Genomic DNA, 21,556 nt, shown 5'->3' on the forward strand with positions numbered 1-21,556 from the left:
ACGTGTAGCCGATCATCCGAGGCGAGGTGGCCCGCTCGGCCCCGCCGCGACCCGCCCCACGACCGGTCCCCGGCGGGTCGCCGGGATGCCGCAGGATGGTCGGCATGCCCGCTGAGCTGAGCGAACGTCTCGTCGAGCTGTTCCGGTGGATCGATCCCGGTCCGGAGAGCAGCCACCTGGTCAGCGACGTCTCCGGCTGGTGGCGGGACCCGGCCGTGCTGGCGGAGCTGGGGCCGGCCCTGGTCGCGCCGTTCCGGGCCGCCCGGCCGACCGTGGTGCTCGCCCCGGCCGTCACCGGTCTGCTGCTCGGCCCGCTCGCCGCCACCGCGCTCGGGGTGGGCTTCGTGCCGGCGCACAAGGCGACCGACGGGCGACTGCCCGCCGGGGCGACCACCTGGGCACACAGCCCGCCGGACTTCCGGGGCCGCCGGGTCGAGCTGGGCGTCCGGGACCGGCACCTGGGCCCCGGGGACCGGGTGCTGGTGGTCGACGACTGGGTGGCCACCGGCGCCCAGCTCCACGCCCTGTACGCGATCTGCGCGACCCGGGGAGCCGAGGTCCTCGGCACGTCCGCCGTGGTCGTCGACTGCCCGCCCGTCCTCGCCGCCGAGCTGCGGGTACGCGGCCTGCTCGACGCCGCCAAGCTGGGCTGAGCGGCGACTGTTGACCTGTACCGGGCTGGGAGGCCTCGCTCGCGGCGCTGCGCCCCGCGCGGACCCCGGCCGAGGCCGAGCGAGCGCTCGCCGAACTGGTACGCCGGGCCTGCCTGGACTACCTCCGGTACGGGCACGCGGAGCCCGTCATGCTGGTGCACGCGGTGACCGCGCCGACGGCGGTGCTGCGTACCCTGCCGGCGCTGGACGCCGGGCTCTGGACGCCGAGTCTCGCCGCGGCCTGGTCCGCGACGGCGGCGGTGACCGCCGGGTACGCCTCCACGGCCGGCGTGGTGCCCCCGGCCGTGGCCCCCGCCACCCCGGCGGAGGTCTTCGCCCGGGCGGCCCGGCACGGCGACGAGCACGTGGTGAAACTCGCCGACGCGGTGCTCGACGCGCACGCGGCGACCGGCGACGAACGGGTGCTGACCTCGGCCGGGTACGCCGGGCAACTCCTCTGACCGCCGAGGTCCGACGGCGGCGGAACCGGGCGGCGGCGGGCGGCGGGCCTGCGTATCCTCGGCAGGATGTGGCCTCGCATCGGTGGACTGCGCTCCCTCGCCCTCGGCACTCCCGGCGAGCTGCGGGCGCGACTCAACGCCCTGGTGCTCCCCGGGGTCAAGACGGCGACCGCCGGCCTGACCGACGAGTACGCCGAGGAGGGCGAGGAGCTGGAGCGGGCCGGCGAACGGCTGGCTCTCGTGGACGACCACGACGCGCTGGTCGGGGTCGTCGAGGTGACCGGCGTCGAGGTGGTTCGCTTCGCCGACGTCTCCTGGGACTTCGCCCGCTCGGAGGGCGAGGGCGACCGGTCCGTCGAGGAGTGGCGGGCCGGACATGCCGCCTACTGGGCCCGGGTCGGCACCCCCGTCACCGACGACACCCAGGTCGTCTGCATCCGGTTCCGGCTCGTCTCGACCGAGGGCGGCACCGCCACCTGAGGCACACGAAGGCCCCTGCTGACGCTCGGGAGGTCTCCTGCGCACCACCGCCGGAGCCGCACCGTCAGGGCGGCGCAGCGGCCAGGCGGGAGCGGTGGGGCGGTCAGGCGGGGGCGAGGCGGCGCAGCTCGGGCAGCAGGCGGGTGGCCGCGTCCGCCAGGACGGCCTCGTCGCCCACGTACCAGCTACTGGCCCTCGGCCAGTGCGTGACCACGTCGGTGAAGCCCAGGGCGGCGGCCCGCCCGACCTGCTGGGCGAGGAAGTCCGCGCTGCTCAGCGAGAAGACCGGGGCGGAGTCGAGGGAGAGGTAGCGGTCCAGGGTGGCCGGGTCGCGGCCGGCCTCGGCCAGCGTCCGGTCCATCCGGGCGGCGAGGTCGGCCACGGTCCCCCACCAGGCGTCCAGGTCGTCACCGCCCGCGCCGGTGGTCACCCAGCCCTCCCCGAACCGGGCCACCAGCCGCATCGAGCGGGGGCCGTTGGCGGCCATCACGAACGGCACCCGGGGGCGCTGCACGCAGCCGGGGTTGTTCCGGGCGTCCACGGCGGCGAACCACTCGCCGCGCCACGTCGTCCCGTCCTCCCGCAGGATCAAATCGAGCAGCTCGGCGAACTCGGCGAGCCGGTCGACGCGCTGGCGCGGCGGCAGCGTCTCGCCGCCCAGCACGGCCGAGTCGAATCCGATGCCGCCCACGCCGAGGCCGAGCAGGAACCGGCCGGCGGAGACGTCGTCGAGGGCGGTGATCTGCCGGGCGAACGCCGCCGGGTGCCGGAAGTTGGGCGAGGCGACCAGGGTGCCGAGCCGGATCCGGGAGGTCACGGTCGCGGCGGCGGTCAGCGTCGTCATCGAGTCGAACCACGGCCCGTCGACCAGGTCCCGCCAGCCCAGGTGGTCGTACGTCCAGGCGTGGTCGAAGCCCCACTCCTCCGCCTGCCGCCACCGGCGCTGCGAGTCCGACCAGCGCTGGTCGGGAAGAATCACGACGCCAATCCGCATGATCGCCAGCGTACGGGCTACCGGGCTCCGTCCGGCGTCTGGTCGCCAATCGCGGGACCGTCCCGTCGTCCAGGGTGTCCGGTTCGGTGACCGGCTGACCCGCCCGCCCGGGCCTCGGTTCCTCCGCGTTGCGGGTGTGGCGGTACCTGTCGCCGGCGAACACCGGGACCAGCGACCGGCCGCGGACCGCGAGCCGGGCGACGGTTATCCGGTGGATCGGAAGCTCGCCGGCCCCTAGGTTCACCGGGTGGGTGACGACACCAGGGCGGAGATCCGGCTCGCCGACGCGGCGGACGCGACGGTGATCGCGCGTATCCATCTGGCCTCCCGGGCGGCGACCATGCCGTATCTCCCTCCGCAGAAACGCAGTCCCGCGCAGGTGACCCGTTGGGTCGAGGATGTTCTGCTCAAGGAGTGCCGCATCTGGGTGGCGGTGCGCGACGCGGTGGTCCTCGGCTACGCCGCTCTCGGGGGCAACGTGCTCGAACACCTCTACCTGCGGCCGGACGCCCGCCGTCAGGGCGTCGGCACGCTACTGCTCGACGAAGTCAGACGGCACAGCCCCGACGAGGTGTTGCTGCACGTCTTCCAGCAGAACACCGACGCCCGTGCCTTCTACGAGCGTCACGGCTTCACGGTCCTGGACACCAGCGACGGCAGCCAGAACATGGAGCACCTGCCCGACATGACCCTCCGCTGGGCTCCGAACGACGTAACGGGATGATGTCCCGGACCGACTGGCAGGCGTGGCATGAGCCCTATGCTGACGAAGGATCACCCCTGTCGCGCCGGTTGCGCCTCGTGCGACGGGAGATCGCCACGTGGCTGGACGAGCGCCCCGACGAGCGGCTGACGGTGGTCAGCGCCTGCGCGGGACAGGGGCACGACCTCGTCGGCGTGCTCGCCGGGCGGGCCGACGCGCACCGGGTCCGCGCGACGCTGCTGGAGTACGACGCGGGCAACGTGACCGCCGCCCGCGCCGCCGCCGCACAGGCTGGCCTCGCGAACATCCTGGTCGAGCGGGCGGACGCGGGGCGGCTCTCGTCGTACGCGGGGGCGGTGCCGGCCGACCTGGTACTGATGGCCGGCATTTTCGGCAACGTCACCGAGGATGACGTACGCCGGACCGTGGCCACCCTGCCGCAGCTCTGCGCGACGGGTGCCACGGTCATCTGGACGCGCACCCGGAAATCCCCCGACCTGACCCCGGCGCTACGCGGCTGGTTACGGGCCGCCGGCTTCGTGGAGCGGGCGTTCCACGCCCCGGACGGGGTGCTCTTCGCTGTCGGCGTGCACCGGTTCGCCGGCACGCCCCGCCCGCTCGACGCCTCCGGGGTGCTGTTCACGTTCGTCCGCTGACCGGGGTCCGCCAGCCAGCCTGGTCAACTCCAGGTCTGTGACAAAGCGGTATACCTGCCACTCAACACCGCCATGTCACTGACATGGAGTTGACGTCCACCCACACTTCCCAACCGCACGACGGGGGCGGTATCAACGGAAGTCCGCCGCGTGTTCGCGTGCCCACTGGTCGAACGTCCGCGCCGGGCGGCCGGTGACCGCCTCCGAGGTGGGCAGCGGTCCCAACGCGCCGAGGTCCAGCCTCTTGAGTAGCTCCGGGTCCGATTCGTTGCCCGAGTAGTCCTCGAAGCCGAGCAGGAAGTCGGCATTGTCGGCGGCGAAGCCGCCCTGCTCCCGGTAGGCCACCCGCGCCTGCTCGGGGGTCACCACATCCATCCGGATGTCACGACCGATCGCGGAGGCGATGGCCCGCACCTGGTTTCGCCGGGTGATCGGCTCCGGCCCGTTCAGGTCGTACGCCCGGCCCTGGTGCCCGTCCCTGACCAGCGCCTCGGCCGCGACCTCGGCGATGTCGCGCTCGTGCACCGGGCACCACACCGCGTCGGGAAAGGGTTCCCGGACCACGCTCTCGGCACGGATGGACGGCCCCCACAGCCAGACCTTGTTCAGCATGAACTCGCCCGGGCGCACGTGCGTCCATTCCAGGCCCGACTCCTCGACCGCCCGTTCCACGGGGAGATGGAAGTCGGTGTCGGCACCGCTGGTGACCGCACCGGCGGAGAGCACCACGATGCGCCGCACCCCCGCTCGGGCCGCGCGAGCGACCACCTCGCGCGCGGTTCGGGCGACCGGGAAGAGGTACGTGCGGTCGACGCCCCTGAAGGCGGCGTCCAAGGTCGACGGATCGTGGAGGTCGCCGGCCAGCACCTCCACACCGGCGGGAAAGCTGGCCGACTGCGGGGCACGGGTCAGTGCCCGCACCCGCTCTCCCGCCTCGACCAGTCGCTCCACCACGAGCCGCCCCACGTTCCCGGTTGCACCGGTCACCAAGATCGTCACGGAATTCCCCTCTCCTCGATGCCGAAACCATCAGCGTGCGTCGAACGGCCGCCGCGCGCCGGCCGGTACGGGGGGCGCCTGAGGTCCACTCATCTTTATCCAGGAAGTGGCGATCAGGCAAACGCGAACACATTGTTCATGTTCACTCTCAGATCTGCACGTACGAATGCGGAAGAATTGTTTCGGCATTGATTTCCGCTCTGCGTGACGCAGTTGGCAGCGGGAGTCCCCGCCCCCATCTGGTCGGGCGGGACTCGACCCGTCGCGGGCCGGTACCCTGCGCTAATGCCGGGCAGAGACGAGGACGTGGCGATCGCGGCCACGCAAGCGGGAGCCGTTGTCGTCCGGGCCAGGTACGGAGCCGCCCTGACCCGCCTGGAGAAGTCCGGGGGTGACTTCGCCACCTCGGCCGACATCGAGGCGGAGAACGCGATCCTCGATGTCCTCCGCTCCGCGCGGCCGGGGGATGCCGTGACGGGTGAGGAGAGTGGACGCACAGGTGCCGACAGCGCCGCGCGCGAGTGGCTGGTCGACCCCCTGTGCGGCACGCTCAACTACGCCGTACGCAACATGCTGGTCGCGGTGAACGTCGCGCTGCGGGCCGATGCGAAGATCACCGTGGCGGCCTCGGCCGACCCGTTCACGGACGAGGTGTTCTGGACCGACGGCACTCACGCCTACGTACGCCGCGACGGTGTGGACGAGCCGCTCAAGCCCTCCGCCGAGTCACGGTTGGTGGATGTCAACCTCGATCCGCCGTTTCCGAACGCTCCCCGGTTCCAGGCGGCGCGGCTGCTCGCCGACCCCGGGTTCGTCGAGCGCTTCCGTCCGCGCGTGGTCTCCACCACCCTGGCGGTCGCCTGGGTCGCCGCCGGCCGGCGGGCCGCCTATGTCACCGACGGTGACCTGCGGGACAGCGTGCACTTCGCCAGCGGGATCGCCCTGTGCCAGGCCGCAGGATGTGTGGTGACCGGCATCGAGGGGCAACCGTTGCACACCGGCGTCGGCGGGCTCGTCGTGGCGGCGGATCGTCAGACCCACGCGGCCCTGCTGACGCTGGTCGACAACCAGTTCCCGCCGGAAGCAGGAGCCACCCAGGTTCGGCTGGCTCTCGACGGAACTACCGGCTCAGCTGGCGGCGACGTCACCTACGACAGCTCCGTCCACGGCCCGGACCTCATCTCGATCGGCTCGTAGGCGATGGCCCGGTCAACGACCTCAGCAGCCGTCAGTTCGGGGACCGAGAAGATCATTTCAGCGACGTCCGGGCAGACGAGGTCACGTTCGAGCTGATCCAGTAGGCCGTTGAGCTCGTCGTCGTCCGCGTAGCCGAGACTCATGATCCGCTCAACGAGGACGATGGCCTCATCCCGGGTGAGCTTCGGCGGCAGGCTCTGATCCATGCCGCGCAGCGTAGGCGAGCGTCCTCGGGGATGCGGATCCTGCCTACGCACGGACGCTTAAGCCCCCATACCGGGGCCGTCGTGGCCGCTGCGGCAGCCGGGCCCGCCCTGATCGGCCGGGGCGACCGGGAGCCCGTTGAGGGAGACCATCGACCCCTCGGTGACCGCCCTGCACTCGCAGCGCATCCCGCTGGCCAAGAACCCCGTCCGGCTGGTCCGCTCCGGCAACTACCAGGTCGAGGCAAAGCCGTTCGTCGGCGAACTGCCCCGCCTGCGGGCCGATCTCGACGGTCCTCCACGTGGATGCCGCTGGCCTGACGGGCCATCACTGGGCCCTGTCGCCTGTTCGCCCACCACCCCCGCTGACTGCACACGGGAGGCACGGGGCGGTTCCTGGTCAACGAAAGCTGAAGGCCCTGGCTCGGGACTCACGTCCTGACCAGGGCCTTCGTGTGCGGGGCGGGTGACGAGAATGGAAGGCCCGGCGCTACCCGTCCTCGAAGGGCTCGTCATGCCACCGGAATCCGGCCTCGTCGTCCTCGATGCTCAGCAGGAACTCGGCCACCTGGCGGCCGTCCGGGTGGGTCATCGTGACGGCGGCCCGTACGGCGTCGTAGGCCCGTTCCATGGCCTCGTCGTCCTCCGCGTCGACGGCGGCGTTCCACGCGGCGAAGAGCGGACGTAGCGGCTCGAACCCCGGCTGCGGACGGAACCGTCCGTACGTCCACGGGAAGTCACGGCTCTGCTCGTCGATCTCGCCGATCAACTCGCCCCGGTGGTACAGCCGCCACACCCTGCCCGCGTCCACCGCGACAGCGTAGGCGGCGCGTGGAGGCCGACGACATAGAGGTCTCACACAACTGACGGCCGCAATCGCCCCGCGCACCCGTTCAGAGGGCGCGCGGGGTCAGGGCAATCGCCAGGAGCACCCAGGGCCATCGCCCGCGCCTCCCGACGAAGACACCCATGGGGCGCGGCAACCTGAACAAGGTCATCGGCTGGCCGGCGGCGGTCAAGAAGCTCGGCGTCTCGGGGTTGCACTTCCACGACCTGCGGCAGTCACGACCTGCGGCAGTGGGAACACTTCGCCGCGCGCGCACCCCGGAAACATCGAAGGCCCCGGCTAGGACTCGCGTCCTGACCAGGGCCTTCGTGGTGGAGCGGGTGACGGGAATCGAACCCGCACTGTCAGCTTGGGAAGCTGATGTTCTGCCATTGAACTACACCCGCAGGCGGCACCACTGTACCCGACGGCGTCACCGGGTGCATCCAGGTACCCCCATCGCGCGCCACCGACCGGCAGCCGCGCCGGGCCGGCGCCGCCGCCCTCACCGCCATCCGGTCCGTGGCCGCCCTCACCGTCGCCCCGCGATCCCCGGCCCACCGATGGACCGTAGAAGTTCCACGTAGGCAATATATAGCCATTCTCAAATCCCTCGATCAGTTGTAACGTCTGGCGCACGTTCCAGCCATGGCGCGACACACCCCCTGTCGCGCCGCCAGAAAGAGGTGGGCCCATGGGACTCCGTCCCAACCTGCTGACCCGGCGTACCGCCGGCGTCGCGTCGACGACCCTCGCGCTCCTGCTCAGCACCGCCGCCGTGGGCGTCGTTCCGGCGGCATCGGCCTTCTCCGCCGCCCCTGCGGAGAGCTGCGCCGAGCCGGCCGACGTGCACTCCGACGCCCGGGTCAAGGCCGGCGCGCACGCCAAGCACGAACCCAACGAGCTGACCGTCGCGCAGGTCCGCGAGCGCGAGGCCGACCTGTCGAGCGCCCTGCGCGAGCGGGCCAACTACCGGGCCGGCGCCGGTGCCGGCACGCTCGCCACCGTCACCGTCCCGGTCGTCGTGCACGTCATCCAGGAGAACAGCACCCGGGCCGGCGGCAACATCCCGGACTCGCTGATCACCTCGCAGATCACCGTGCTGAACCAGGCCTACAGCGGTGCCACCGGCGGCGCGGCGACCGCCTTCAGCTTCCAGCTCCAGAAGATCAACCGGGTCACCAACCCGGCGTGGTACCCGATCGTGTCGGGCTCGTCGGCCGAGCGCTCGATGAAGACCTCGCTGCGTGAGGGCGGCAAGAACACCCTGAACATGTACCTCGGCGAGCTGAGCGACGGCCTGCTCGGCTGGGCGACCTTCCCGAAGAAGGCGCTGGACAAGATGGACGGCGTCGTCGTGCTGAGCGAGTCGCTGCCGGGCGGCACCGCCACCAACTACAACCAGGGCGACACCGGCACCCACGAGATCGGCCACTGGCTGAACCTTTACCACACCTTCCAGGGTGGCTGCTCCGGCTCGGGCGACGGCGTGAGCGACACCCCGGCGGAGGCCTCGCCGGCGTACCAGTGCCCGACCGGGCGGGACACCTGCACCGCCACCGGCCTGGACCCGATCACCAACTTCATGGACTACACCTACGACTCGTGCATGCACCAGTTCACCACCGGGCAGGCGAGCCGGATGCTGACCGCGTGGAACGCGTACCGCGCGGCCTGACGTACCCCTGTTCCTGGCCCTCCGGTGCCGGCTCCGTCCTCCGACGGGGCCGGCACCGGTCGTCGGGGGGTCAGGCCGCCGCGCGGTGGGCGCCGTGGGCGTGCCGGGCCGGCCCCTGATCCGGTACGCCCGCCGGGGTGCCGCCAGCGCCGCCGGCCCGGGGGTCGAGCCACACCTGCACGGCCGGCCGCCCCGGGCCCTCGCCGGGGAAGACGACGCCGCCCTGGCCGTGCCGGGCGAGCATCGCCACGTCGACGGTGAACTCGAACAGCCGCCAGTCCACCTGCGGGGCGGCCCGCCCCAACTCGGCGAGCCGGGCCATTCGGGCCTGGTCGGTCACCGGCCACGCGTGCCCCGCCACGTACGCCTCGTCGTCGCTGTCCTCCGGCGGGAAGGAGTGCAGCGCGTAGCGGCCGTCGCGTTCGAGGTCGCGCCGCTTCGGCGAGTCGACGATGAAGCAGAAGAGGCCGTCGTCGGTGATCACCGGGGAGACCGGGTGCACCCGGGGCCCGCCGTCGGCGCGGACGGTGGCCAGGTAGCCGAAGCCCGGCCCGTACTGCTGCATGAGGAGGCGGATCCCGCCGGCGAGTCGTGGCTCGTCAGCGGCGAATTCGGACCAGGAAGCCATGTGGACATTCTATCGAACACGTGTACGACAGGCGAGCGCGGCACGCCGGACGCCGCAGGCGATGACAGGCCCGCCGAGCAGGGTCGCTATGGTGTGGCGATGCTGCTCTCCGACCGCGATCTCGTCAGCGAGCTGAAGGCTGGCACGCTCGCGCTGGAGCCGTTCGAGCCCACCCTGGTGCAGCCGTCGAGCATCGACGTACGCCTGGACAAGCTCTTCCGGGTCTTCAACAACCATCTCTACACGCACATCGACCCGTCGGTGCAGCAGGACGACCTGACCTCCATGATCGAGGTGCCCGACGGCGAGCCGTTCGTGCTGCACCCGGGCGAGTTCGTGCTCGCCTCGACGCTGGAGGTGATCTCGCTCGGCGACCAGCTCGCGGGCCGGCTGGAGGGCAAGTCGAGCCTGGGCCGGCTCGGGCTGCTCACCCACTCCACGGCCGGGTTCATCGACCCGGGCTTCTCCGGCCACGTCACGCTGGAGCTGTCCAACGTGGCGAACCTGCCGATCACGCTCTGGCCGGGCATGAAGATCGGTCAGCTCTGCATCTTCCGGCTCTCCTCGCCGGCCGAGCACCCGTACGGGTCGGCGGTGTACGGCTCGCGGTACCAGGGCCAGCGCGGCCCGACCCCGAGCCGCTCCTGGCGGAACTGGCGCACCTGGCCCACCCGCTGACGCCGCAGGCGCGGCGGACGGGGCCCGTCCCGTCGTCGGAACGGGCCCCTTCCGCTCAGCCGGGGCGTCCGTAACTGTTGATCTGACCGTCGTCGACCCGCTTCATCTTGACCGGCTCGCCGGCCCGGGAGGCGTGCACCACCCACCCGCCGCCGACGTACATGCCGACGTGGTGCAGGTCGGCGTAGTAGAAGACGAGGTCGCCGGGGCGCAGGTCGGCGCGGCTCACCCGGGCGGTCACCGACCGCTGCTGGGCCGCGTTGTGCGGCAGCGACACGCCGGCCTTCGCCCAGGCAGCGAGCATCAGGCCTGAGCAGTCGTACGAGTTGGGGCCCTCGGCACCCCAGACGTAGGGCTTGCCGATCTGGGCGCAGGCGAACTTCACCGCGACCCCCGCGCCGCCGCCCGGGTAGGCAGCCGGGCAGGGGGCGGGCCGCAGCGGGCCGCCGCCACCGTTGCCGTACACCTTGAGCCGCAGCTTCTGGAGCCGGTCGATCTCGGTGTTGATCTGCTTGCGCTTGGCGGCGAGCTGCGCCTCGACGCGGGCGAGCTGGGTGACCATCTCGTCCAGCGGCTTCTTCTTCGCGTCCAGTTCGTCGCGGAGGTCGATCACCGCCCGGACGTCGCGCTGCTGGCGCTCGGCGAACTGGTCGAGCAGTTCCAACTGCGCCATCATCTGATCGGGCGAGCGGCTGCCGAGCAGCGCGTTCACCGCCGAGAGGTTCTCACTCTTGTACGCCTCGACGGCGAGGCCGCTGACCTTGTCCATCGCCTCGTCGACCCGGCGTTGCAGCGGCCCGATCTGCTTGGCGAGCGCGTCGGCCTGCCGGCGCTTGCGGGCGAGGTCCTGGCGGGTGGCGTTGTGCCGCTCGATGAGCGGTTCGAGCTTGTTCCAGTCCTGGTCGATCTGCCGCTCGATCTCGGCGACCGAGGGATCGGCGTGGGCCGCGGTCGCGGTGCCGGTCAGGACGACGGCGATGCCGGCCAGAGCGGCGAGGGCGGTGGTGAAGCGTGACCAGCGTGGGCGCGGCGCAGCCGGCATGCGGTCGGCCTGTGCCGACCGGCGTGACGGGTGCCGCGGGGCATGGTGTGCCACCGGGCTCCGTTCTCCTTCTTCCCTGACCGCCTACCGGGTTAGCTGACGGGTTCGGGCGGGAAGGGAGAGCGCCCTACCGCAGCGGCGCTGCGGATTCACCCCGGCGTACCTGGGTCCCCGGCTCGCCCGGAGGCGACTCGGCGGTGTCGGACCGTCACCGCCCCGGCTGGGCGGTGCAGCTTCCGGTCGACGATTGACCAGAGTAGAGATCGCCGTTATCGATCCGCAACCCGCCGGGCCGTGACACGACGTACCGTGCCACGATACGGAAGTTTCCTTCACATCAAGGCGCTTCGTGGAAAGGTATTGACGCGGGGGGACGACGGCGGGAGGGTGACCTCATCAACATCCACTCAGGAGGTTCGATGCCCCGTTCCGTCGTGTCGTCGAGCAGACGGATCCTGCTCGGTGCCGCCGTGGCCGCCACCACGGCCCTCGTGCCCCTCGGTACCGCGGCCTCCCCGGCCGCGGCCGGCCAGACCCCCGACCGCCAGCAGCAGTACGCCGACGCCGCCGCCGAGTACGGCGTGCCGGAGAGCGTCCTGCTCGGCGTCTCCTACCTACAGTCCCGGTGGGACACCAACGCCGGCACCCCCAGCACCAGCGGGGGCTACGGGCCGATGCACCTCACCGACGCCGAGTACGTGACCGGCCTGCCCGCCGGCACCCACCACGACTCCGGCGACGAGGACCCGCGCGGGGACGACTCCCGCCCGGCCCCCGCCGCCGCCCGGCCCCCGGTCGACGAGGCCCCGACCGCGGCGTCGTTGCAGACCCTGGACGCCGCCGCCACCCTCACCGGGGCCGACGAGGCGACCCTGCGCACCGACGCGTCGGCGAACATCCGGGGCGGGGCGGCGCTGCTCGCGTCGTACCAGCGGCAGATCGGGGCCCCGGTCGGGGCCGGCACCGACCCGGCGGCCTGGTACGGCGCGGTGGCCCGGTACGCCGGCGCGGACGGCGCCGACGCGGCGGCGGCCTTCGCCGACGAGGTCTTCGGCACCATCGCCGAGGGCGAGAGCCGGGTGACCGACGACGGGCAGCGGGTGACCCTCGCCGCCCGCGCGGTGACCCCGGAGAAGTCCTGGCTGGACCGGCTCGGCCTGCGCCTGCCGGAGCGCCCCGACGGCCTGGAGTGCCCGTCGACCATCTCCTGCGAGTGGATCCCCGCGCCGTACCAGTCGCTCGGTGCCGACCCCGGCGACTACGGCAACCACGACCTGTCCGACCGGCCGAAGCGGCAGAAGGTCGAGTACATCCTCATCCACGACACCGAGGGCAGCTACGCGGGCACGGTCAACATGGTCCAGGACCCGACCTACGTGAGCTGGCACTACACGCTGCGCTCGGTGGACGGGCACATCGCCCAGCACGTGAAGACCAAGGACGTGGCCTGGCACGCCGGCAACTGGTACGTCAACGCCAAGTCGATCGGGCTGGAGCACGAGGGCTTCGCCGCCCAGGGCACCTGGTACACCGAGGCGATGTACCGCACCTCGTCGAAGCTGGTCCGGTACCTCGCGCTGCGGTACGGCGTCCCACTGGACCGGCAGCACATCATCGGCCACGACAACGTCCCCGGCACCGTCGCGGCGAACGTGCGGGGCATGCACTGGGACCCGGGCCCGTACTGGGACTGGTCGCACTACTTCGACCTGCTGCGCGCGCCGGAGCTCAACACCGGCACCCCGCTGACCGGCATGGTGCGGATCGACCCGGACTTCGCCACCAACCGGCCGGCGTTCACCGGCTGTGTGACGGCGGGCGTGCCGTGCCCCTCGCGCGGCTCCTCGGCGGTGGTGCTGCGTGCCGCGCCGCGCGCCGACGCGCCGCTGGTCAACGACATCGCCCTGCGTCCGGACGGCTCGCCGGCCACGATGGCCGTCTCCGACCACGGCGCCCGCGCCTCGTCCGGGCAGACGTACGCCCTGGCCGGCCGTGAGGGCGACTGGACGGCGATCTGGTACCTCGGGCAGAAGGCGTGGTTCCACAACCCGGCGTCGGCGCCCACCGCGGCGTGGACCGTCGGCCTGGTGGCCACCCCGAAGGCCGGGAAGGCAACGATCCCGGTGTACGGCCGGGCGTACCCGGAGGAGGCGGCGTACCCGGCAGGCGTGCCGTACCAGCCGATCTCGCCGTTGCAGTACACCCTCTCCGCCGGCCAGCGGTACGCCGTCGGCAACGTGCTGCCCGGCGAGTACTACCGGGCCGCCACGTTCGACGGCTCGGCCCCCGGTGACTGGACGGTGATCCGGGGTGAGAAGCAGTACGTGCAGATCCAGTTCGGCCACCGGATCATGTACGTCGACCGCGCCGACGTGGACCTGGTGCCGTCCCCGCTGGGCGCGCCCCGCTGACGGTCCCCACGGCACGACGAAGGCCCCCGGTCGGGTGACCGGGGGCCTTCGCGTGGACGGTGCTCAGGTACCGCGGCTCGCGCGGCACCGGGTCCGGGCGGCCTTCGCGGGGACCGCGCCGGGATACCGGCTGCGCGGCCCGGACCGGGGCCGCGCGCGGCGTCAGCCGGGTCGGCGGAAGCCGGCGACCGGCATGGTGTTGATGCTGCTCACGTTGACCGGCTTGCCGGCCCGGGGCGCGTGCACCATCAGGTCGTTGCCCAGGTACAGGCCGACGTGGTGCAGGTCGCTGAAGAAGAACACCAGGTCACCGGGGCGGGCCTCCGAGCGCGGGATGGCTCGGCCCTCGTTCCACTGCGCGCCGGTGAAGTGGGTCAGCGAGATCCCGGCCGCCCGGTACGCGTACTGGGTCAGGCCGGAGCAGTCGAACGAGTTCGGGCCGGTCGCCCCCCAGACGTACGGGTCGCCGACCTGGGCGCAGGCGGTCTTGATCGCGGTACGGGCGGCCGAGCTGACCACGCCCTTGATCGTCGGGCAGCCGTTGGCGGCGGGCACCACGGTCTTCGGCATCGACGACTGCAACCGCTTGATCTCGGTGTTGATCTGCGTCTTCTTGGCCGCCAACTCCTTGGTCTGCTTCTCCTGGGCGACGATCAGCGTGTCCAGCTTCAGCTTCTGCCCGTCGTACTTGGCCCGGACGGCGAGCACGCCCTGCAACTGACGGCGCTCCTCCGAGGCCAGCCGGTCCAGCATGGTGAGCTGCTCGGCGAGCGTCCCCGGCTTGGTGCTGACCAGCAGCGCGCCGAGGTCCTGCGACGGGCCGGAGATGTAGTAGCGGGCGGCGAGGTCGCCGACCCGGTTCATCGCCAGCTCGGTCTCGAGCGCGAGCGGCTCGATCTTCTTCTCCAGCTCCGCCGACTTCTGCTTGTTCACCTTGAGCTGGGAGCGCACCTTGTTGTACTGCTCGATGGTGGGTTCGAGCTGCTCCCACTGCTTGTCGATCTGCGCCTCGATCTCGTCGACCGAGGGCTCGGCGTACGCGGGCGCGGTCAGCGTTCCGACCCCCATGGCGACCGCCGCGACCAGGGTGAGTAAACGGCGTACGAATCGGCGGGCGCCACCCGGACGAGCAGGTGACCGGCCCAGGACATGACGATGGGGGGGCATGGTTGCCACCGGCACCGACTCCTTCGCAACCGACCGCCGGGCGCCTCGCGAGAGGGAAGATCGAGGCAGACGACCCACAGCGGTCAGCGCCCCACATTAAGGGAGGCCCGCGCGGGGAATCAAGGCGGGGCGGCCCACCGTCACGCCCCGACAACCGTTCGCACACAACGGGTGTGGGTCGCGGCGCGACCGGCGGGCCCGGGCCGTGCCGAGCGGCCGGCCGACCGGCCGGGGCGCTCAGCCGACGATGGCCGTCAACACGTCGTCGAGGGTCACCACGCCCAGCGGCAGGCGCCCGTCGCTGACCAGGACCATGTGCCGCCGCTCGCGGCGCATCGCCAGCAGCAGGTCGGCCAGCGTACGGTCCGGCGGGACCACGGCCAGCGGGTGGTACACCTCGGCGGGCACCGGCGCACGGCGGTCCGCCCCGGCGTACCCGAGGACGTCCTTGACGTGCACGAAGCCGAGCACCCGGCGGGTGGCCCGCTGCACCACCGGGAACCGGGACCGGCCGGTGCGGGTGGCCAGCACCTCCAGCGAGGCCGGCGAGACGTCCTCGGCCACCGTGGTCACCGTCGACCACGGTTGCAGGGCGTCCGCGGCGGTGCGGCTGTGCAGCGCGAGCGCGCCGGTGATCCGGGCGTGCTCCTCCGCGTCGAGCAGCCCCTCCGTGCGGGCCTGGGCCACCAGCCCGGCCAGTTCCTCGGCGGTGAAGACCGTCTTGACCGCGTCCGTCGCCTCGACCCGCCACAGCCCCAGCACCTGCCGCGCCGCCCACTTCATCGCCAGCAGCAGCGGTTTGGTCGCCGTGCAGAACGCGAGCATCGCCGGGCCCAGCCAGAGCGCCGCCGGCTCCGGCCCGGCGAGGGTGATGTTCTTCGGCACCATCTCGCCGACGACGGTGTGCAGGAAGACCACCACGCCGAGGGCGATCAGGAAGGCCACCGGGTGCACCGCCCCGGCCGGCAGCGCCAGCGCGTGGAATGGCGTCTCCAGCAGGTGTGCCAGCGCCGGTTCGGCGATCGCGCCGAGGCCCAGCGAGCAGACCGTGATGCCGAGCTGCGCCCCGGCGATCATCAGCGGGATCTGGTTCATCGCCGACAGCGCCCACCGGGCCCGCTTCGAGGACGCCGCGAGCGGCTCGATCACGGTCCGCCGGGACGCGATGAGCGCGAACTCGCTGCCGACGAAGAAGGCGTTGCCGAGCAGCAGCAGCACGGTCACCGACAGCTCAAGCATCGTCGCCGGGCTCCTCCGGGCGGACCACCCGCACCTGCTCGATGCGGTGCCGCTCCACCTCGACCACGGTGAACTCGTACCCGCTCTCCTCGACCGTCTCCCCGGCCACCGGGATGTGCCCGAGCCGGGCCATCAGGAAGCCGGCGAGGGTCTCGTACGGGCCCTCGGGCAGCCGGAAGCCGGTCTGCTCGGCCAGTTCGTCCTCGCGCAGCACCCCGTCGACCAGGGCGGTCCGCTCGCCGCCCGGCACGGTCAGCTCGACCGGCCCGACGTCGTCGACCGCAGCCGGGTCGAACTCGTCGGCGATCTCTCCGACCAGCTCCTCCACCAGGTCCTCCATGGTCACCACGCCGTCGGTCCCGCCGTACTCGTCCACCACGATCGCCAGGTCCGAGCCGGCCGCCTTGAGCGCCGAGAGGACGCCGTCGAGGTCGAGGCTCTCCGGCACGTACACCGGCTCCCGGGCGACCGACGCGACGCTGGTGCCGGCCCGGCGGGCGAGCGGGACGCCCAGCGCGTCCGGCACCGCCGCGACGCCGGTGACCAGGTCGAGGGTCTCCTCGAAGACCGGGAACCGGGTCCGGCCGGTCTGCTGGGCGAGGGTGAGCAGCTCGGCCACGCTGGCCGTGGCGCGTAGCGCGATCACGTCCACCCGGGGGGTCATCGCCTCGGCGGCCCGCTTGTCGCCGAAGCGGATGGTGCGCCGTAGCAGCATCGCGGTGTCCGGGGGGAGCGCGCCGGCCTGGGCCGAGATCACCGCGAGCAGGCCCAGCTCCTCCGGGGACCGGGCACTGGCCAGTTCCTCCTGCGGCTCCACCCCGAGGCGTCGGACCAGCGTGTTCGCCGAGTTGTTCAGCCCTCTGATCAGCCACCCGAACGCGCGGGAGAAGCCGCGCATCCCCGGGGCGGTGGCCAGCGCGGCGGGCATCGGCCGGGCCAGCGCCAGGTTCTTCGGCACCAGCTCGCCGAAGAGCATGGAGAGCAGGGTCGCCAGGGCGAGGGCCAGGAACGGGGTGAACCGGTCGGCGGACGCCCCCAGCGGGTGCAGCAGCGGGGTGAACAGGCGGGCCAGCGCCGGCTCGGCCAGGTACCCGGTAAGCAGGGCGGTGATGGTGATGCCGAGCTGCGCCCCGGAGAGCTGGAAGGAGAGTTCGTGCAGCGCGTGGCGGACCGTGGCCGCCCCGCCGTCCCCGGCCGCGGCGCGCCGGTCGATCTCCGGCCGGTCCACGGTGACCAGGGCGAACTCGGCCGCGACGAAGAACGCGTTACCCGCCGTCAGCAGCACGAAGCCGACCAGGGGCAACACCGTGGTAACAAGAGGACTGTCGATGATCGGTTCACCTCGGCGCGATTGTTCCACGACCGGCCGCGTCGCACACGACCACGCGCAGTCGCCGCCGGCCCGTCGCCGGCCCCCTGATCGTCGCCACCGCCGCGCCCGTCGTGGCGACCGCCACCGTCACCTGACCCGGGCCGGCCGCGGTTCTCCAGCCGGGAACCGCGACGCGACGCGGCCCGAGGGGCCGCCGGCGTCGCCGCCCGCCATGGACGTGGTGCGGGACCGGGTCGCCGACCACCCCGAAAGCGACGCGGCGGCACCCGTCCGGGTGCCGCCGCGCCCGGGTGGCTGGATGGCCGTCAGCTACCGGCCGCCGCGGTCTCCTTCGCGCCGGCGGCGTCCGCCGGCCTGACCGAGCGGAGCAACACGCTGGCGACGTCGACCACCTCGACCTGCTCGCCGGCGCCCTTGCCGTTCACCCCGTCGTTCAGCATCGTCGAGCAGAACGGGCAGCCGACCGCGATGGTCTTCGCCCCGGTGGACATGGCCTCCTCGACCCGGTCCACGTTGATCCGCTTGCCGATCTTCTCCTCCATCCACATCCGGGCGCCGCCGGCCCCGCAGCAGAAGGAGCGCTCGCTGTTGCGCGGCATCTCGGTGAGTTCGCCGGCGATGGAGCTGTCGAGGACCTCGCGCGGCGGGGTGAAGACCCGGTTGTGCCGGCCCAGGTAGCAGGGGTCGTGGTAGGTGACGCCGCCGTCGACGGGCTGGACCGGGGTGAGCTTGCCGCTGCTGACCAGGTGGGCCAGGAGTTGGGTGTGGTGCACCACCTCGAACTCGCCGCCGAGCTGCCCGTACTCGTTGCCCAGGGTGTTGAAGCAGTGCGGGCAGGTGGCGACGATCTTGCGCTTGCCCTGCTCCCGGCCCTCGAACGCCTCGTTGAGGGTCTCCACGTTCTGCTGCGCGAGCATCTGGAAGACGAACTCGTTGCCGATCCGGCGGGCCGGGTCACCGGTGCAGGTCTCGCCCTCGCCGAGGATGGCGAACTTCACGCCGGCCTCGTTGAGCAGCGTGGCGACCGCCCGGGTGGTCTTCTTGGCCCGGTCCTCGAACGCGCCGGCGCAGCCGACCCAGAACAGGTACTCGAAGTCCTCGACCTCGCCGACCCGGGGCACCTCGAAGTCGAGGCCCTTGGTCCAGTCCTCCCGGGTGTTCTGCGGCGCGCCCCACGGGTTGCCCTTGTTCTCCAGGTTGCGCAGCATCACGCCGGCCTCGGACGGGAAGCTCGACTCGATCAGCACCTGGTAGCGGCGCATGTCGACGATGTGGTCGACGTGCTCGATGTCGACCGGGCACTGCTCGACGCACGCCCCGCAGGTGGTGCAGGACCAGAGGACGTCCGGGTCGATGACCCCGCCCTCCTCGGCCCCGCCGATCAGCGGCTTCTCGGCTTCGGCGAGCGCCAGCACGTCCATGTGGGCGAGCTGGGCGGCGGTGGCCTTCTCCTCGCCGGTCAGGTCCTTGCCGCCGCCGGCCAGCAGGTACGGCGCCTTGGCGTACGCGTGGTCGCGCAGGCTCAGCACGAGCAGCTTCGGCGACAGCGGCTTACCGGTGTTCCAGGCCGGGCACTGCGACTGGCACCGGCCGCACTCGGTGCAGGTGCTGAAGTCGAGCAGGCCCTTCCAGGTGAACTGCTCGACCTGGGCGACGCCGAACTGGTCGGACTCGGGGTCGGCCTCCTCGAAGTCGAGCGGCTTGCCCTCGCTCATCATCGGCCGCAGCGCGCCGAGACCGGAGCCGGCCGCCCCCGGGTTGCGCTTGAAGAAGATGTTGAAGAACGCCAGGAAGCGGTGCCAGGCGACGCCCATGGTCACGTTGAGCGCGATGACGATCAGCCAGGTCATCGAGATGGCGATCTTGATGAGGGCGGCGATGCTGACGCCGGCCTCCCAGTCGGGCAGCAACGAGCCGACGGCGTGGCTGACCGGGGTGGCCCAGACCGGGTACTCGAAGTGGTCGGTGGCGACCTTGAAGCCCTGGACGACGAAGCCCATGATCAGCACCGCGAGGACCACGGCCTCGACGAAGTAGCCCTGCCACATGGTCGAGCCGGTGAACCGGGACCGCCCGCCTGGCCGGGTCGGCCGGTTGCGGACCCGGATCGTGATCAGCACCAGGATGCCGACCACGCCGAGCACCGCGATCAGCTCGGTGACCAGGCCGTAGACCGCCAGGCCACCGATCAGCGGCAGGCCCCCGGTCGGGGAGACGACCTCGAAGTACGCCTCCAGCACCAGCAGCGACAGCACGATGAAGCCGACCATCACGAACCAGTGCGCGGCGCCCACCACGCTCCACCTGAGCATCCGCGTGTGGCCGGCGGTCTCCGCCAGCATCGTCTTCGTGCGGGCGCCCCGGTCGGTGAACCGCTCCGGGTCGGGCTGACCCAACCTGATCACTGCCACCATCTTCATGACCGCGCGCGCCGCAAGCCACACCGCCACGGCGGTGATGGCGGCCGCGAGGATCGTGGTGACGATCTGGACGCTGCCCATCGAGTTGGCCTCCCGGTCTGCTGCCTGTCGAGCGGCTGGGCGACCGGGGACGGTCAGGGGCTGACCGGCGTTCCGCCGCCCCCGCGCCCCGACCGGACCGGTCGATGACCTCGCTCACTCAGTCATGCAGTGCAGCCTACGCGCAAGGTTACCCAGCAGTAACGTGAGACTTCTCGCACCCGGGGCCGCGTCGCCCTGCGGACACCATAAGGGGCCCGGCGCCGAGGCGCCGGGCAGGGGCTCGCGCGGTGACGTGGATCGGGTCCGCCACCGGGGACGACACGCCGCGCCGGTGGCCCGGCCGGATCAGCGCCAGCGGGAGAGCAGGACCAGGGAGCCGACCATCGCGCCGAAGCCCACCGCGAGGTTCCAGTAACCCCACGACATGACCGGGTACGCCTGCTCGGACAGGTAGTAGACCACCAGCCAGCCGATTCCGGCGACGATCAGCGCAACCGCCGTGATCGGCAGCCAGACCGGGCTAGGCTTGCGCGTCGCCGCCGTCGCCGTCGGACGCACGTCCGTCGGCGGGGTGTACACCTTCTTCTTGCGGACCTGAGACTTGGGCACGACGCTCTCCAGAGGGGGTGACGACCTCGTCCGGCCTGACAACCGGGCGCGGGGGCGACGGTCCATGGCCAATAATGTTTCGACAGCTAGCGTAGTCCCGAAGGCCCGTCCAGGCCACGAATGGGGTCAGGCCGATGCGCGGAGTGACCGAAAAGGGCGGGACTGTTCGGGTCTCCACACCGGTCCGCGTCGTCGCGGGCTGACACCAGACGACGCGGAAGGAACGCTCGGTGGAGTACACATCCGGCGCCGCCTCCTGGCGGAAGGTCCTCCGGCGAGCGGTCGTCGCTCTCCTGCCCCGGCGCCCACGCCAGCGCCGACCGGGCTGGTCGATCGGGGTGCCGCTGATCGCCGCCGCGGCCGGGCTGCTCTTCACCACCACCGCGACGACCGCCGGGGGCACCGCCCTGCGCGAGGACCGTCGCCCCCAGCTCACCCAGCTCATCGAGGACCGCAGGGAGCAGGTCGCGGCGAGCGAGCGGCGGGCCGCCCGGCTGCGCGACGAGGTCGAGGGCGACACCGCCGCCCTCGCCGGCTCCGACAGCCCGATCAGGGAGCAGCGGGACCGCGCCGCCGCCAGCCGCCAGGCCGCCGGGTTCACCGCGCTGCGCGGGACCGGCGTCGTCGTCGAGCTGGACGACGCGCCGCGACGGCCGGAGCAGGGGCTGCCCGAAGGTGCCAGCAACGACGACCTGGTCGTCCACCAGCAGGACGTCCAAGCGGTGGTGAACGCGCTGTGGGCCGGCGGCGCGGAGGCCATGTCAATCATGAACGTCCGCGTGCTCGCCACCAGCGCGGTACGCTGCGTTGGTAACACCCTGCTGCTGCACGGCCGGGTGTACTCCCCACCTTTCAAGATCGTAGCAATCGGCGATCCCGCTGCCCTCCAGCAGGCCCTCGCCGCCTCCGAGGGAGTCCGGGTGTTCAAGGGCGTGGTGAACGACTTCCACCTCGGGTACCGGGAGACGGTCTCGACGGTCACCGTGCCCGCTTTCGAGGACTCGACCGCCCTGCGCGCGGCCAAGGTGCCCAGATGAACCGGACGCCCGACGACCGCTGGGACGGCCAGCACCGCGGCCGGGACGAGGACCCGACCGACGTCCTCCCCCCGGTCGACCGCTCCGGCCCGAACCCGGC

Annotated in this window: 21 protein-coding genes, 1 tRNA gene and 1 riboswitch; of the genes, 10 read left to right on the forward strand and 12 right to left on the reverse strand. The window is 72.1% G+C overall.

Annotated elements, in window-relative coordinates:
• Window positions 1-104: 104 nt before the first annotated feature.
• From C5N14_RS11275 to C5N14_RS11285, 3 genes are all read left to right on the forward strand, one after another.
• A complete protein-coding gene (locus C5N14_RS11275; RefSeq protein ID WP_117668113.1) occupies window positions 105-653 on the forward strand; it encodes a phosphoribosyltransferase family protein in 549 nt (182 codons plus the stop codon).
• Between the two features lie 149 nt (window positions 654-802).
• Window positions 803-1,114, forward strand: coding sequence for a hypothetical protein (locus C5N14_RS11280; RefSeq protein ID WP_207892699.1), 312 nt, complete (start codon window positions 803-805; stop codon window positions 1,112-1,114).
• 66 nt (window positions 1,115-1,180) lie between these two features.
• On the forward strand, window positions 1,181-1,594 hold the full coding sequence (locus C5N14_RS11285) for an ASCH domain-containing protein (RefSeq protein ID WP_117668045.1): 414 nt from the start codon (window positions 1,181-1,183) through the stop codon (window positions 1,592-1,594).
• A 103-nt stretch (window positions 1,595-1,697) separates the two neighbouring features.
• On the opposite strand, the gene C5N14_RS11290 is transcribed toward C5N14_RS11285, so the two are convergent.
• A complete protein-coding gene (locus C5N14_RS11290) occupies window positions 1,698-2,588 on the reverse strand; it encodes an LLM class flavin-dependent oxidoreductase (protein ID WP_117668046.1) in 891 nt (296 codons plus the stop codon).
• Between the two features lie 247 nt (window positions 2,589-2,835).
• Here C5N14_RS11290 and C5N14_RS11295 point away from each other — a divergent pair, with 247 nt between their 5' ends.
• Window positions 2,836-3,312, forward strand: coding sequence for a GNAT family N-acetyltransferase (locus tag C5N14_RS11295; protein ID WP_117668047.1), 477 nt, complete (start codon window positions 2,836-2,838; stop codon window positions 3,310-3,312).
• A gap of 77 nt (window positions 3,313-3,389) precedes the next feature.
• On the forward strand, window positions 3,390-3,947 hold the full coding sequence (locus C5N14_RS11300) for a class I SAM-dependent methyltransferase family protein (RefSeq protein WP_243639442.1): 558 nt from the start codon (window positions 3,390-3,392) through the stop codon (window positions 3,945-3,947).
• Window positions 3,948-4,079: 132 nt separating this feature from the next.
• Here C5N14_RS11300 and C5N14_RS11305 read toward each other — a convergent pair whose 3' ends face one another.
• A complete protein-coding gene (locus C5N14_RS11305; RefSeq protein ID WP_117668049.1) occupies window positions 4,080-4,946 on the reverse strand; it encodes an SDR family oxidoreductase in 867 nt (288 codons plus the stop codon).
• Between the two features lie 285 nt (window positions 4,947-5,231).
• Between C5N14_RS11305 and C5N14_RS11310 the strand changes: the two genes are divergently transcribed.
• Window positions 5,232-6,143 (forward strand): inositol monophosphatase family protein, encoded by a 912-nt coding sequence (locus C5N14_RS11310; protein WP_117668050.1) that lies wholly within the window; start codon window positions 5,232-5,234, stop codon window positions 6,141-6,143.
• Here C5N14_RS11310 and C5N14_RS11315 read toward each other — a convergent pair.
• The 3 genes from C5N14_RS11315 to C5N14_RS11325 all read right to left on the reverse strand — a co-directional run bounded on the left by C5N14_RS11315 (window position 6,095) and on the right by C5N14_RS11325 (window position 7,579).
• Complete coding sequence (locus C5N14_RS11315) at window positions 6,095-6,349, reverse strand: e9imm peptide (protein WP_243639445.1); 255 nt, start codon at window positions 6,347-6,349, stop codon at window positions 6,095-6,097. The two genes, C5N14_RS11310 and C5N14_RS11315, sit on opposite strands and share 49 nt — an antisense overlap.
• Before the next feature lie 487 nt (window positions 6,350-6,836).
• Window positions 6,837-7,157 carry a hypothetical protein gene (locus tag C5N14_RS11320; protein WP_243639446.1) on the reverse strand — a complete coding sequence of 107 codons (321 nt, stop codon included), beginning with the start codon at window positions 7,155-7,157 and terminating at the stop codon, window positions 6,837-6,839.
• A gap of 348 nt (window positions 7,158-7,505) precedes the next feature.
• Window positions 7,506-7,579: transfer RNA gene (locus C5N14_RS11325), tRNA-Gly, on the reverse strand.
• A 287-nt stretch (window positions 7,580-7,866) separates the two neighbouring features.
• Between C5N14_RS11325 and C5N14_RS11330 the strand changes: the two genes are divergently transcribed.
• Complete coding sequence (locus C5N14_RS11330; RefSeq protein ID WP_117668052.1) at window positions 7,867-8,850, forward strand: zinc metalloprotease; 984 nt, start codon at window positions 7,867-7,869, stop codon at window positions 8,848-8,850.
• Between the two features lie 70 nt (window positions 8,851-8,920).
• Here the strand turns inward: C5N14_RS11330 and C5N14_RS11335 are convergent, their stop codons facing one another.
• On the reverse strand, window positions 8,921-9,478 hold the full coding sequence (locus tag C5N14_RS11335) for a pyridoxamine 5'-phosphate oxidase family protein (protein ID WP_117668053.1): 558 nt from the start codon (window positions 9,476-9,478) through the stop codon (window positions 8,921-8,923).
• Between the two features lie 99 nt (window positions 9,479-9,577).
• Between C5N14_RS11335 and dcd the strand changes: the two genes are divergently transcribed.
• On the forward strand, window positions 9,578-10,156 hold the full coding sequence (gene dcd / locus C5N14_RS11340; RefSeq protein WP_117668115.1) for a dCTP deaminase: 579 nt from the start codon (window positions 9,578-9,580) through the stop codon (window positions 10,154-10,156).
• Between the two features lie 55 nt (window positions 10,157-10,211).
• On the opposite strand, the gene C5N14_RS11345 is transcribed toward dcd, so the two are convergent.
• Window positions 10,212-11,198 (reverse strand): NlpC/P60 family protein, encoded by a 987-nt coding sequence (locus C5N14_RS11345; RefSeq protein ID WP_243639448.1) that lies wholly within the window; start codon window positions 11,196-11,198, stop codon window positions 10,212-10,214.
• Between the two features lie 66 nt (window positions 11,199-11,264).
• Window positions 11,265-11,405, reverse strand: a riboswitch (cyclic di-AMP (ydaO/yuaA leader).
• 212 nt (window positions 11,406-11,617) lie between these two features.
• Between C5N14_RS11345 and C5N14_RS11350 the strand changes: the two genes are divergently transcribed.
• Complete coding sequence (locus C5N14_RS11350) at window positions 11,618-13,609, forward strand: N-acetylmuramoyl-L-alanine amidase (protein WP_117668055.1); 1,992 nt, start codon at window positions 11,618-11,620, stop codon at window positions 13,607-13,609.
• 162 nt (window positions 13,610-13,771) lie between these two features.
• Here C5N14_RS11350 and C5N14_RS11355 read toward each other — a convergent pair whose 3' ends face one another.
• The 5 genes from C5N14_RS11355 to C5N14_RS11380 all read right to left on the reverse strand — a co-directional run bounded on the left by C5N14_RS11355 (window position 13,772) and on the right by C5N14_RS11380 (window position 20,419).
• Window positions 13,772-14,791 (reverse strand): C40 family peptidase, encoded by a 1,020-nt coding sequence (locus C5N14_RS11355; protein ID WP_243639450.1) that lies wholly within the window; start codon window positions 14,789-14,791, stop codon window positions 13,772-13,774.
• Between the two features lie 222 nt (window positions 14,792-15,013).
• On the reverse strand, window positions 15,014-16,015 hold the full coding sequence (locus C5N14_RS11360; RefSeq protein WP_117668057.1) for a hemolysin family protein: 1,002 nt from the start codon (window positions 16,013-16,015) through the stop codon (window positions 15,014-15,016).
• The gene (locus C5N14_RS11365; protein WP_117668116.1) at window positions 16,008-17,318 is read right to left on the reverse strand and encodes a hemolysin family protein; all 1,311 of its coding nucleotides are present in this window, start codon (window positions 17,316-17,318) and stop codon (window positions 16,008-16,010) included. Before C5N14_RS11365 ends, C5N14_RS11360 begins: the two co-directional genes overlap by 8 nt.
• A 335-nt stretch (window positions 17,319-17,653) precedes the next feature.
• Entirely contained in the window at window positions 17,654-19,849 is a 2,196-nt protein-coding gene (locus C5N14_RS11370) for a (Fe-S)-binding protein (protein WP_117668058.1), read from the reverse strand.
• A 306-nt stretch (window positions 19,850-20,155) separates the two neighbouring features.
• Window positions 20,156-20,419, reverse strand: a complete 264-nt coding sequence (locus C5N14_RS11380; RefSeq protein ID WP_117668059.1) for a cell division protein CrgA — start codon at window positions 20,417-20,419, stop codon at window positions 20,156-20,158.
• 230 nt (window positions 20,420-20,649) lie between these two features.
• Here C5N14_RS11380 and C5N14_RS11385 point away from each other — a divergent pair, with 230 nt between their 5' ends.
• Window positions 20,650-21,456 carry a DUF881 domain-containing protein gene (locus tag C5N14_RS11385; RefSeq protein WP_117668060.1) on the forward strand — a complete coding sequence of 269 codons (807 nt, stop codon included), beginning with the start codon at window positions 20,650-20,652 and terminating at the stop codon, window positions 21,454-21,456.
• Window positions 21,457-21,556: the final 100 nt, after the last annotated feature.

It is taken from the genome of Micromonospora sp. MW-13, from assembly GCF_003434305.1.
Taxonomy (GTDB): domain Bacteria; phylum Actinomycetota; class Actinomycetes; order Mycobacteriales; family Micromonosporaceae; genus Micromonospora.

Coding starts and splice junctions, on each gene's coding strand:
- C5N14_RS11285 (WP_117668045.1), top strand. CDS start 1,181: ATGTGGCCTCGCATCGGTGGACTGCGCTCCCTCGCCCTCGGCACTCCC.
- C5N14_RS11330 (WP_117668052.1), top strand. CDS start 7,867: ATGGGACTCCGTCCCAACCTGCTGACCCGGCGTACCGCCGGCGTCGCG.
- C5N14_RS11360 (WP_117668057.1), bottom strand. CDS start 16,015: ATGCTTGAGCTGTCGGTGACCGTGCTGCTGCTGCTCGGCAACGCCTTC.
- C5N14_RS11370 (WP_117668058.1), bottom strand. CDS start 19,849: ATGGGCAGCGTCCAGATCGTCACCACGATCCTCGCGGCCGCCATCACC.
- C5N14_RS11310 (WP_117668050.1), top strand. CDS start 5,232: ATGCCGGGCAGAGACGAGGACGTGGCGATCGCGGCCACGCAAGCGGGA.
- C5N14_RS11345 (WP_243639448.1), bottom strand. CDS start 11,198: ATGCCGGCTGCGCCGCGCCCACGCTGGTCACGCTTCACCACCGCCCTC.
- C5N14_RS11315 (WP_243639445.1), bottom strand. CDS start 6,349: ATGGATCAGAGCCTGCCGCCGAAGCTCACCCGGGATGAGGCCATCGTC.
- C5N14_RS11290 (WP_117668046.1), bottom strand. CDS start 2,588: ATGCGGATTGGCGTCGTGATTCTTCCCGACCAGCGCTGGTCGGACTCG.
- C5N14_RS11335 (WP_117668053.1), bottom strand. CDS start 9,478: ATGGCTTCCTGGTCCGAATTCGCCGCTGACGAGCCACGACTCGCCGGC.
- C5N14_RS11275 (WP_117668113.1), top strand. CDS start 105: ATGCCCGCTGAGCTGAGCGAACGTCTCGTCGAGCTGTTCCGGTGGATC.
- dcd (WP_117668115.1), top strand. CDS start 9,578: ATGCTGCTCTCCGACCGCGATCTCGTCAGCGAGCTGAAGGCTGGCACG.
- C5N14_RS11280 (WP_207892699.1), top strand. CDS start 803: ATGCTGGTGCACGCGGTGACCGCGCCGACGGCGGTGCTGCGTACCCTG.
- C5N14_RS11350 (WP_117668055.1), top strand. CDS start 11,618: ATGCCCCGTTCCGTCGTGTCGTCGAGCAGACGGATCCTGCTCGGTGCC.